Origin of the sequence: Paraburkholderia sp. JHI2823, from assembly GCF_038900695.1 — a bacterium.
In the GTDB taxonomy this organism is placed as follows: Bacteria; Pseudomonadota; Gammaproteobacteria; order Burkholderiales; family Burkholderiaceae; genus Paraburkholderia; species Paraburkholderia mimosarum.
The window spans coordinates 28,908-40,400 of record NZ_JAYMRY010000053.1; the positions used below are offsets into that span (position 1 = coordinate 28,908).

Below are 11,493 nucleotides of genomic sequence, written 5' to 3' on the forward strand. Positions count from 1 at the left end.
CGCAGCAACACCGTTGAAACAGGGGAAGTTCTCCATCCAACAATTAAACACTCATCGCTCGCAAGCCAGGTAGATAGATGATTGACGAGGTCCATTGCAGCTCCGGTCGTACACGTTTACATGCGCAATGGTGCGCGGTAGCTTTTCACTGCACGGCAGGCCGGTTTGTCACGCGTGCCGCAGTAATCGCTGGAGTGCTTTCACTGCTCGGCCCGCTGGCCGGCTGCACGGTCGGCCCCGAATACCACACGCCCGCGCCGCCCGCGACACAGAATTACACATCAACGCCTTTACCTGATCGCACGGCTTCGTCGCAAGGTGCAGCGGGTCTTGAGCAGCGGTTCGCGGCCGGCGGCGACCTGCCTGCTCAATGGTGGACGCTCTATCGCTGTGAGCAGCTCAACACACTGATAAGCGAAGCACTCAAAAGCAGCCCAACGATCGCAGCAGCCAGTGCCGCGCTACGCCAGGCCGCCGAGAATCTGCGCGCACAAGCAGGCACTGCCCTCTATCCCTCTATCGACGCCAAGCTCAACGCTATGCGCGAAAAGCTGAATGGCGCGACGTTGGGGCAGCCCAACGTCAACAAGATACTGACTCTATACAACGCATCAGTAAGTGTTTCTTATGATATGGATCTGTTTGGTGGTGTACGGCGCGAGCTCGAATCGCTGGGCGCGCAGGTCGATTTTGAGCGCTTTCAGCTTCAAGGCGCCTACCTCGCGCTGTCGGCAAACATCGTCACTGCGGCGGTAAAGGAAGCGTCGCTGCGCGAGCAGATTGGCGCGACCGAAAACATCGTGGCAGACGAGGACGCGCAGCTTGACGTCTTGCACAAGCAGTTCGAGTTTGGCGGCGTGGACCGCACTGCGGTGCTCGCGCAAGAAACGTTAGTCGCGCAAACACGAGCGACGCTACCGCTGCTGCGGCAGTCGCTTGATCGGACTCGACACCAGCTTGCCGTGCTTTCGGGCAGGTTACCGAGCGATACAAGTGTGTCCGAATTCACGCTGTCGATGTTCACGCTACCACAAACCTTGCCGGTCAGTCTGCCTTCGTCGCTGGTCCGTCAGCGGCCCGATATTTTGGCCGCCGATGCCGTGCTCCACCAAGCGAGCGCTGAGGTCGGTGTCGCAACGGCCAACCTTTATCCACAACTGATCCTCTCTGCGAATTACGGCCCGCAGTCCCTAACACCGGCTGGCATGCTGAAGTATGCGGACGTGATCTGGAACATCGGCGCAGGACTCACCCAACCAATATTTCATGGTGGGCAGTTAAGCGCAAAAAAAAGCGCGGCGGAGGCCGCCTTTGACGAGGCCAACGCGCGATATCGGCAAGCCGTGCTGCTCGCCTTCGAAGATGTTGCGGATACATTGCGCGCACTGGATCACGACGCGGATGCTCTTGCCGCGCAAACCGAAGCCTGGCGCGCGGCTAGCAGTTCACTGGATCTGGCGCGTGGACAGTTTCGAGTCGGCGGAGTCAGCTATCTGTCGCTCCTCGACGCACAGCGCCAATATCAGCAGGCCGTCGTGAATCTGGCGCAGGCGCAGGCAACTCGCTATGCAGATACCGCCGCGTTATTCCAGGCACTGGGTGGCGGTTGGTGGAATGACACGGCATATGACGAGAAGGGGCATGCCAACGCCGATCCCCGCTTCCAATGAATGCTCATGACGATTGTTGCGCGCCGCATACGTTTCCGAGGCAGCGCGGCAAAGACGCTTGTGCCCCGTAAGTTTGCCGTGCAAGGACACTACGATGACTAAGAAAAGACCAACAGCAAAGCGGATGATCATCATGCTGATCTGCGTAGGCAGTCTGCTCGGCATGCTGATCGGCTTCAATCTTTACAAAGCGCATATGATCAAGAAGCTCCTGATGCGCGATGGCCTGGCCGGTGCCACCGTCACGTCAGCTGTGGTCGGCTATCAGACCTGGCAGCCACAGCTTTCCGCCACGGGCAGCCTGCGCGCTGCCCGCGGCGTCGACGTGACGACGGAAGTGGCAGGACTCGTGCGCGAGATCGCATTCAGTTCCGGCGAGGAGGTGAGAGCTGGACAGGTCCTCCTGCGCCTCAACGACGACTCTGACCGTGCACAGCTCGCATCGTTAAAAGCCGCCGCGGAGCTTTCGCAAACGGTTTACACCCGCGACAAGGCACAGTATGAGATTCAGGCCATCTCAAAAGCGCAGCTGGATGCCGACACAGCCGAACTGAAGAGCAAAAGAGCGCAAGTCGAACAGCAAACTGCCCTCGTCGCCAAGAAAACCATTCGTGCACCTTTCGCAGGACGCGTGGGAATCACCACCGTTAATCCCGGCCAGTACATCAACCCGGGGGATGCAATTGTTACCCTGCAAGCCATCGATCCCATTTACGTCGACTTTCATCTGCCCCAGGAGCAACTGGGGCAACTCGAGGTGGGACAGCGCGTTGCTGTCAATACGAGCACATTTGCCACCCCCAGCTTCGGTGGCCAAGTCCGCGCGATCAATCCGCGCGTGGACAGCACGACGCGCAACGTCGAGATCGAAGCGGTTTTGGACAACCGCGAGCGCAAGCTGTTGCCCGGCATGTACGCGAACGTGAAGATCGATGTAGGTAGCGAGCAGCGCTATTTGACCTTGCCGCAAACAGCGATCGCGCACAATGCGTACGGTGCAACCGTATTCGTCATTAGACCGGGCGACCACAAGAACGCGCGCGGTGAGACGATGCCGGTGGCGCAACAGGTATTCGTGACGCCGGGACCCATGCGCGGCGATCAGGTGGCAATCCTGAAGGGTCTTCACGAAGGTGCGCTGGTTGTCACGAGCGGTCAGCTCAAGCTAAAGAACGGAACACCGCTCATCATCAATAATCGCGTGCTGCCCGCGGACAGTCCTGCTCCGACGCCTCAGGAACAGTGAGAGCCCGCCCGATGAAATTGACCGACATTTTTCTCAACCGGCCCGTCCTCGCGTCAGTGCTGAGCCTGCTGATCCTCGTACTAGGCTTGCGCTCCCTCTCCACGCTGAAGGTCAGTGAATATCCTCAAACCCAGACGGGCGTAGTCACGCTTACCACCTCCTATTACGGCGCGAGCGCCGACACAATGGCTGGGTTTATCACGCAGCCACTTGAAGCCGCCATCGCACAGGTGCAGGGCATTGACTACATGTCATCGAAAAGCAGCACAGGCGTGTCGACGATCAACGCGACGCTACGCATGAACTATGATCCGAACCGCGCACTCACAGAGATCAATACACAGATAGCGTCGGTGCGTAACCAGTTGCCTCGCGAGGCCCAGCAGCCCGTGCTGACGATGCAGGTGGGTCAGACCACCGACGCGATGTATATGGGTTTCTACAGCGACGTGCTGCCGCCCAACAACGTCACCGACTATCTGCTGCGCGTCGTTAAGCCGAAGCTCGACTCCATTCAGGGCGTTCAGACCGCGGAAGTACTGGGCGGTCGCCAGTTCGCATTGCGCGCATGGCTCGATTCAACCAAGCTCGCAGCGCACAATGTTACTGCTTCCGATGTCTACACAGCACTCGGCAACAATAACTACCTCGCGACGCTCGGCACAACAAAAGGCCAGATGACCAGCGTCAGTCTAAACGCGCGTACCGGCCTCCATTCGGTGGAGGACTTTCAGAAACTGGCTGTCAAACAAAAGAACGGCGTGATAGTGCGACTCGAGGACGTCGCCAATGTCGTGTTAGGCGCGGACAATTACGATTCCAGCGTCGCGTTTGGCGGCAAGCGTTCTGTGTTTATCGGAATTAAGGTGGCACCTGACGCAAACGTGCTCGATGTGGCCAGACGCGTTAAAGCCGCGTTTCCCGGTCTGCAGAAGCAGTTCCCGACGGGGATGTCTGGCGACATCGTCTACGACGCGACAGACTTCATCAACAGCGCGATTGACGAAGTAGTGAAGACGCTCGTCGAGGCGTTGCTGATTGTCACGGCCGTCATCTTCGTCTTCTTCGGACGTTTGCGTGCCGTCGTCGTGCCCGTGATCGCGATGCCGCTGTCGCTGATTGGCACGTTCTTCATGATGCAGTTGCTCGGTTACTCGATCAATCTGTTGACGTTACTCGCGATGGTGCTCGCGATTGGGCTCGTGGTCGACGACGCGATCATCGTCGTCGAGAATGTCGACCGCCACATGAATGAAGGCAAGCCCCCCATGGAAGCTGCGCTAACTGCCGCGCGCGAGCTTGGTGGGCCGATTCTGGCTATGACCGCCGTGCTGATCGCCGCATATCTGCCAATCGGCTTCCAAGGCGGCCTGACAGGCGCCCTGTTCACTGAATTTGCGTTCACCCTTGCGAGCGCCGTCGCAGTATCAGGCGTGATTGCGCTAACGCTGTCGCCGATGATGTGCTCGCGCATTTTCCGGAACGTGCACGAGTCGGGGCGTTTCGCCGTTTTCGTCAATCGACAGTTCGAGCGTGTGCATGCTGGCTATGCGCGGCTCTTGCATGCGGCTCTCGACACATCTTCCGTGTTCGTCGTCATGGGCGTCATGCTGCTATGCGGAACCGTGTATCTCTTTTCGACATCGCAAGCAGAGCTTGCGCCGCAGGAGGACCAAGGTATCGTGCTATCACTGATCCAGGGACCGCCCAATGCCACAATCCAGCAAATGCAGACATACGCCGATCAGGTGTTCGAAATGTCGAGGCGCTTCCCCGAGTATGCCCAAATGTTTCAGTTGACTGGCCTGCCAACAATGAATCAGGGCTTCGGTGGCGTGCTCTTCAAGACGTGGGACAACCGGAAAAAAGGCGCAACCGAGCTACAACAGGAGCTCCAGCAGAGATGGAATGGCATTGCTGGTGCACGCGTCGCGGCGTTCCAGTTCCCGCCTTTGCCGGGCGCGCAGGGTTTTCCCGTGCAATTCGTGATCAGCACGACAGAGCCCTTCGAGAATCTCGACGAGGTGACGAAAACCGTGCTCCAAAAAGCGCGTGAAAGTGGCATGTTTCTCTTTGTCGATAGCGATCTAAGGATCGACAAGCCTGAAACCGTCGTCATGGTTGACCGCGACAAGATCGCATCGCTCGGCCTCACGCAAAGCGATGTAGGACAGGCGCTAGGCGCTGCGCTCGGCGGTAATTACGCAAACTACTTCTCGATCGCTGGCCGCTCATACAAGGTGATTCCGCAAGTCCAGCAAATAGATCGACTGAATCCGTCACAGGTACTCGACTATTACTTGCGCGCGCCGGACGGCAGCATGATTCCGGCATCGACGGTTGCGTACCTGAAGCAAACGGTCGTCCCCGAATCGATCAATCGGTTCCAGCAACTCAATGCGGCAACGATCTCCGCTGTGATCTCACCTAGCGTCTCCCAGGGGGAAGTTCTCGACTTCCTTCGTAAATCCACGACCGACGCAGCTCCGGCAGGTTATAACACCGACTACGCAGGGCTATCGCGTCAGTTCATGCAAGAGTCTGGTAACTTCCTGGTCACGCTCCTCTTCGCGACGATTATTGTGTTCCTTGCGCTTTCAGCCCAATTCGAAAGCTTCCGCGATGCCCTGGTCATTTTGGTCTCCGTGCCAATGGCGCTCTTCGGTGCTCTCGTCTTCATCAATACCGGTTTTTCGACGCTCAACATTTATACGCAGGTTGGACTTGTAACGCTCATGGGGCTCGTTAGCAAACATGGGATCCTTATCGTGCAATTCGCGAACCAGCTTCAACGCGTGGGCCGCGGCAAACGAGAAGCCGTGGAGGAAGCGGCAGCTGCACGCCTGCGCCCGATCCTCATGACGACGGTCGCCATGGTGCTCGGCGTACTGCCCTTAGTCGTCGCCTCGGGCGCGGGCGCAGCAGGTCGCAATGCAATGGGCTTGGTGATCTTCACAGGACTGTCGATCGGGACTGCGTTCACACTGTTCGTAGTACCGGCGATGTATATGTTGCTGGGTGCAAATCATCAAGGGACGCCAAAGGACCAGTCATGACCTGGTTATCGATCTGTGCTAGCGATCTATCCGTCCATTCCAGATACGAACTCAGCGGGCAGACTCGTACTTTCGTCAGCATGATTGCCGCGTGATGGCGAGCGATGCGCTGCTTGGCTTTGAATTTCGTGGCGCACGCTTAGCTTACACTTATACAGTTAAGGCAAGCCAATGCTGGTCGGTCCACCGGTCGTGCTCGTCGAGCGCCATCGAGCTCAAAAGCAATGAATTGGGCAAGAGGACAATGAAGCGTCAAACGCACGCAATGGCACCGGATCAAGGTGCTACCGTCGTGACCCGAAGCAATCGCGCTCGCGCGACGAGGTTTCTGACCCGATGAAAAAACCAGCGTTGTGAGCCCGGTTAAGGGTGAGCCGGACGATATCGTCGGATATCAGTATAGGGCGTTGTTGCAGAAATCAGGCCGCTTCGCGGTGACGTTTACGCGCAACGCTCGGGTAGACCAGGATGTTAACTTCACTTCGAACTGCGTAGATTCTCGATTTTTTCACCGGGAATATGCGCAAGGACGAACGCAAGGCAAGCGAGCCCAAAGGAACGTACCGCGTCAAGAACTGGCGTGAATACAACGCGGGCTTGCTTGCGAGAGGCGATGTGACCATGTGGATTGATGAAAGCGTACTGACGCAGCTGTCCGAGGCTGGCGTGAGCAGGCGCGGCCGACCGCGCATCTACAGTGACGCGGCGATCCAGATTCTGCTCGGCCTCAAGCAGGTCTTTCATCTGCCGCTGCGCGCTGTGCAGGGCTTCGCGCTCAGTTTGCGCAACTCGCCTACCCGGGCTTGCCGGTGCCAAACTACACGACCTTGAGCCGTCGCGCACAGACGCTGAAGGTCGTATTGCCAACGCAGCGCCCCAATGCGCCCTTGCACCTGGTGATCGACAGCACCGGACTGAAGGTCTACGGCGAAGGTGAGTGGAAGGTACGCAAGCATGGCTGGTCCAAACGTCGCACGTGGCGCAAGGTGCACCTGGCGATGGATGCGAACACGGGCCAGATCTGCGCCGCGCTGATGACCCATCAAGACGAAGGCGATGGCGAAGTTCTGCCCGATTTGCTCGACCAGATTCCTGCTGATGTGGCAATCGATACCATCGGCGGCGACGGCGCCTACGACACCAAGGCATGCCATGCGCAAATTGTGGCGCGCGCAGCGGTCCCTTCGATTCCACCACGTGAGGGCGTGACGCCGTGGCCAGCGAGCACGCCCGGCGCGTTTTGGCGCAATGCTGCCATCGACGCGATCGCGGCAAGCAGCAGACGTGAATGGAAGCAGGCGAGTGGCTACCATCGTCGCTCGCTGGCCGAGACCCTGATGTACCGGCTCAAGATCCTTACGGGCTCCTCCCTGTGGGCTCGCGAGATTGGCTCCCAGGCAACCGAGGTCTCGATTCGTGCAGGCGTGCTCAACCGCATGGCGGCCATCGCACGCCCGCAATCCGTCCGTATCACCTGAGACAGAAAACACAAAGGTCATGTCGTCTCTACGCCTGATTAATGCAACAAAGCCTCAGTATAGCATCGACAATTCATACTATCGACGCAACTATCCATAGTCCGCATTGCAGACATCAATTTTACTTGCTTGATTTCGCTACAGCGGATTGCTATCGTCGATTGCATAGACATTCAGGTGTGGCATTTTCTCCTGGCGAGCAACACGTTTTCGTCAACGAAATGAAGATCTCGACGTGTTCTATCGAGATTCGCGCGTCACTTCCCGCCATCATCGTCTTTCGCCTCGATGCACTGCCATTACAGGAGAAGAATCCATGAAGAACTGCGTAGCGCGTTCAAAAGGCCCATCGCCGACCGTCGATTTACTGTATGACTATGCTCCGTTTTTGGAGCGGGCCTCATCTGCTGGAGCAATTGGAACGCTTTCCTCGAGTACCGAAAATCCACGCGTTGCTATCGTGGGGGCAGGCATCAGCGGCCTTCTGGCTGCTAACGAACTTATGCGAGCAGGTGTACGTGACGTTACTGTTTTTGAAGCCCGTGATCGTATTGGCGGCAGGTTATGGTCACAGGCGTTTGATTCGAAGCACCCACATCTCATCGCCGAAATGGGCGCAATGCGATTTCCTCCAAATGCGAGCGGTCTTTTTCATTACCTTGATCGGTATGATATTCCTACCACGGCAGCGTTCCCTGACCCTGGAGTCGTTGATACGGAACTGCATTATCGCGGCGTTCGCCATATCTGGCCGGCCGGAGATCCGCCGCCGCATCTGTTCAGGCGTGTACACGAAGGGTGGAGAGCTCTCTTGCAGGATGGATGCAAGATCAACGGCATATCTCTTGTCGCGCCGGTTGAAATTACGGCTATGTTGAAATCGGAGCGGTTTAGGGAGGCACGCACCGCGTGGCAAACATGGCTGGATTTATTTCGCGATAGTTCGTTCTATGCTGCTATCGTCACCATTTTCACGGGTCCTTGCCCACCTGGAGGTACTCAGTGGGAAAGACCATACGACTTCGAACTGTTTGGATCTCTTGGGATTGGCTCGGGTGGTTTTCTCCCAGTCTTTCAGGCCGGATTCACCGAGATTCTGCGCCTCGTCATTAACGGTTACATGGACGATCAACGCCTGATCTCGTGCGGAATCTCAACGTTGGCTGAGCGCATTGCAGGCGAGAATGTTTCTGGAAGCACTATCGCCGAACGGATTCGCTTTAACGGCGTCGGTCGCATCTACAAGGAAGGTGCAGAGATCAAGCTCGTGACCGATAAAGATGAAATTGCGACGTTTGACCGGGTGATCGTCACGAGCAACAACAGGGCGATGCAGATGGTTCATTGCTTGACGGATGACGAAACGTTTCTCAGCCGCGACGTATCCAGAGCGGTCAGAGAAACTCATCTGACCGGATCGTCAAAGCTCTTCATGCTCACCCGAGACAAGTTCTGGATAAACAAGAAGCTTCCCGTCACCATCCAGTCTGACAGCTTCGCACGAGGCGTATACTGCCTTGACTACGAACCTCACAACCCAGATGGTAGGGGTGTGATTTTGCTCAGCTACACTTGGGAGGACGATGCTCACAAATTGCTGAGTGTTTCAGACAAGAAGGAGCGGTGCGAGTGCTTCGTCGACGATCTGTCGACCTTCCATCCGGAACTTGCGCGTCACCTCGTCCCTGCAGATGAGGACTATGAACGCTGCGTCCTCCACCATGACTGGCTAACCGATCCTCATTCGTGCGGCGCCTTCAAGCTCAACTACCCGGGTCAGGATGTCTATTCGCAGCGTCTGTTTTTTCAATTCCAGACGGCAAACAATCCGGCAAGCGATACAGGGCTCTACTTGGCAGGATGCGGCTGTTCTTTCACCGGTGGGTGGATTGAGGGGGCCGTGCAGACAGCGATCAACAGCGCATGCGCCGTTATACGTAGCGCCGGGGGAGATCTTTTACCGGGCAACCCCCTTGACGAAATACGCAGTGCCTACTGCTACTAATATCGCTCTCTCAGACCTCCACCTACAAAATTTTTATGCATTTTCAAAACACACTTGAATCGCTTTGCGACCTCATAAGGTCAGGAGCCGTTACAGCAGAGGAGATCCGGGATCGCGCACTGAGCGCTGAGGCTCATCAGACACGTCTAAACTGTTTCATACGTGCTCGCAGCCCGGAGGCGCACTTCGCGAGAGCCAATGACACTCTGAAAGGTGCGCCACTCTACGGCATTCCTTTTTCTACAAAAGACAATATCTGCGTCAAGGGACTCCCTGTAACCGCCGGGACACCGGGCATGGAGGATTGTATAGCCACACGCGACGCACTTGTGGTCAAAAAGCTCAAATCCCTCGGCGCCGTCGTCGCCGGCAAGAACAACATGCATGAACTGAGCTTTGGAATCACGTCCGTCAATCCCCATTGGGGAACCGTGGGCAATCCCGTAGCTCCGGGCCATTTGGCCGGGGGAAGCAGCGGCGGCTGCGCAGCAGCTGTGGCAGCCGGTATTGTCCCGATGGCGATCGGAACCGACACTGGTGGCTCGGTGAGGATACCCGCGGCCTTCTGCGGCATAGCGGGTTTCAGACCAACAAGTGGCCGGTGGTCTTCAGCCGGGATCATTCCGGTTTCACGCACGAAGGACTCACCGGGCCTCCTGACGCGGACAGCCAAAGACGCATTGTTTCTATATGACTTGCTGAGCTCCGATAGCCAAATCCCGTCAAGACAAACAAATAATCGCTGCCGAATCGGTCTTCCAAGCTCTATGTGGAACGACGTGGACGATGATGTTCGGAAGCATTGCTGGCAGGCGATCAGGCGTCTAACTCGCGCAGGCTTTCAGTGCGTCGACCTCGATGACGCAGTTGTTTCCGAATTGAACAAGTTCGGCACTTTTACTATTCCAGTTTACGAATTTTTCACGGACTTTCCACGCGCACTGCTCTCTTTTGGATGGGGAAGCAGGGTTAATGCTGTGTTCGACAACATCCGTGACAAGTGCGTGAGGAGCATCATTCATCAACACCTTGACGGAAATCTGATTTCCGCAAAAGACTATTCCGCCGCAGTACAGAACTGTAACACGCTGCGGCTAGAAATGAATGCGCTTCTCAACGCCAAAGGGATCGATTTTCTCGCTTATCCCACTGTCCCGCGCAGCACTCCTCACGTTAGCGATGCACAGCATCCGGGGCTGTTCGCAGAGGTAATACGCAACACCGACCTCGCCAGCAATGTCGCAATGCCCTCCATTACCTTGCCTGTAGCGCCGAACGATGCATTACCCGTGGGATTGAGCCTTGATGCCGCACGCGGCCAAGACCGCCGGCTCCTCTTGATGGCAGCCGCTGCGGAGGAGATTCTTGCTTCATAGCGTACGCGACTTTCCGCCGCGCAGGTCGCTGGACTTCCAAATGCTCACGCACTGCTCGGAGGTAAGCAATTCATGCAGATTTCGTTGCAAAGAATAGGTATGCTTTTTGACGCCGGTAGCTTTGTGGACCATGCTCCAGGAGCGGAAACTCACTTCCTCTGCGGCGATAGACTAATCGATTCGGTCAAGTCGTTTCTGGTCGTGAATCGCGGAAGACTGTACGTTCAAGGGATCCGGACAAAGGCGTACCGCCGAGCAAATCATAAGCACAGTGACTCAGGCCAGGGACCGGCGGGCTCCGTTGATCTACGTCCAGGATCATCCGGGAGAGGTGGGCAGTTTCGATACAACGAAAGTAATTTCATCGGATATGTCGAGATTGCTTTTGTCTCCAACAAGTATAGGCAGGGTCAGCGCGTCGCTCGCAGAGTTCGCAGAAACCAATCTGCTGATCTCAGCAATACTCGGACCGACGTCAGACCCGTTGGCTCTTCCGAGCATGCTCGCCGATCTGGTGTTGATGACTAAGAATGGGGGTTCTGTCGCGCCAAGGTGCCGGGTTAAAATTTGCGTTCGATCCTGAATGACGAACAGCATGGGCCAGACGAAGAAGACACCACGCGCGACGTTGCCTCCGGGCATCGGCAAAGTCCTCAAGCGAC

At 56.7% G+C, this 11,493-nt stretch carries 7 protein-coding genes and 1 pseudogene; 6 read left to right on the top strand and 2 right to left on the bottom strand.

From position 1 onward, the window contains the following. Positions 1-77: 77 nt before the first annotated feature. From VSR34_RS33855 to VSR34_RS33865, 3 genes are all read left to right on the top strand, one after another. Positions 78-1,670, top strand: coding sequence for an efflux transporter outer membrane subunit (locus VSR34_RS33855; RefSeq protein WP_342964712.1), 1,593 nt, complete (start codon positions 78-80; stop codon positions 1,668-1,670). A gap of 94 nt (positions 1,671-1,764) precedes the next feature. Further along, positions 1,765-2,916 (top strand): efflux RND transporter periplasmic adaptor subunit, encoded by a 1,152-nt coding sequence (locus VSR34_RS33860; protein WP_342964713.1) that lies wholly within the window; start codon positions 1,765-1,767, stop codon positions 2,914-2,916. Positions 2,917-2,927: 11 nt separating this feature from the next. Then, positions 2,928-5,972 carry an efflux RND transporter permease subunit gene (locus VSR34_RS33865; RefSeq protein ID WP_342964714.1) on the top strand — a complete coding sequence of 1,015 codons (3,045 nt, stop codon included), beginning with the start codon at positions 2,928-2,930 and terminating at the stop codon, positions 5,970-5,972. Positions 5,973-6,449: 477 nt separating this feature from the next. Here VSR34_RS33865 and VSR34_RS33870 read toward each other — a convergent pair whose 3' ends face one another. Then, positions 6,450-6,716 carry a hypothetical protein gene (locus VSR34_RS33870; RefSeq protein WP_342964718.1) on the bottom strand — a complete coding sequence of 89 codons (267 nt, stop codon included), beginning with the start codon at positions 6,714-6,716 and terminating at the stop codon, positions 6,450-6,452. Between VSR34_RS33870 and VSR34_RS33875 the strand changes: the two are divergent. From VSR34_RS33875 to VSR34_RS33885, 3 genes and pseudogenes are all read left to right on the top strand, one after another. Next, positions 6,624-7,450: pseudogene (locus VSR34_RS33875) on the top strand (IS5 family transposase). The gene VSR34_RS33870 and the pseudogene VSR34_RS33875 overlap by 93 nt on opposite strands. A gap of 316 nt (positions 7,451-7,766) precedes the next feature. Then, positions 7,767-9,455, top strand: a complete 1,689-nt coding sequence (locus VSR34_RS33880; RefSeq protein WP_342964715.1) for an NAD(P)/FAD-dependent oxidoreductase — start codon at positions 7,767-7,769, stop codon at positions 9,453-9,455. A 35-nt stretch (positions 9,456-9,490) separates the two neighbouring features. Continuing rightward, positions 9,491-10,831, top strand: a complete 1,341-nt coding sequence (locus VSR34_RS33885; RefSeq protein ID WP_342964716.1) for an amidase family protein — start codon at positions 9,491-9,493, stop codon at positions 10,829-10,831. A gap of 318 nt (positions 10,832-11,149) precedes the next feature. On the opposite strand, the gene VSR34_RS33890 is transcribed toward VSR34_RS33885, so the two are convergent. Then, the coding region (locus tag VSR34_RS33890) for a hypothetical protein (RefSeq protein ID WP_342964717.1) at positions 11,150-11,493 on the bottom strand (344 nt) is incomplete at its 5' end.

Coding starts and splice junctions, on each gene's coding strand:
- VSR34_RS33860 (WP_342964713.1), top strand. CDS start 1,765: ATGACTAAGAAAAGACCAACAGCAAAGCGGATGATCATCATGCTGATC.
- VSR34_RS33855 (WP_342964712.1), top strand. CDS start 78: ATGATTGACGAGGTCCATTGCAGCTCCGGTCGTACACGTTTACATGCG.
- VSR34_RS33885 (WP_342964716.1), top strand. CDS start 9,491: ATGCATTTTCAAAACACACTTGAATCGCTTTGCGACCTCATAAGGTCA.
- VSR34_RS33870 (WP_342964718.1), bottom strand. CDS start 6,716: ATGAAAGACCTGCTTGAGGCCGAGCAGAATCTGGATCGCCGCGTCACT.
- VSR34_RS33865 (WP_342964714.1), top strand. CDS start 2,928: ATGAAATTGACCGACATTTTTCTCAACCGGCCCGTCCTCGCGTCAGTG.
- VSR34_RS33880 (WP_342964715.1), top strand. CDS start 7,767: ATGAAGAACTGCGTAGCGCGTTCAAAAGGCCCATCGCCGACCGTCGAT.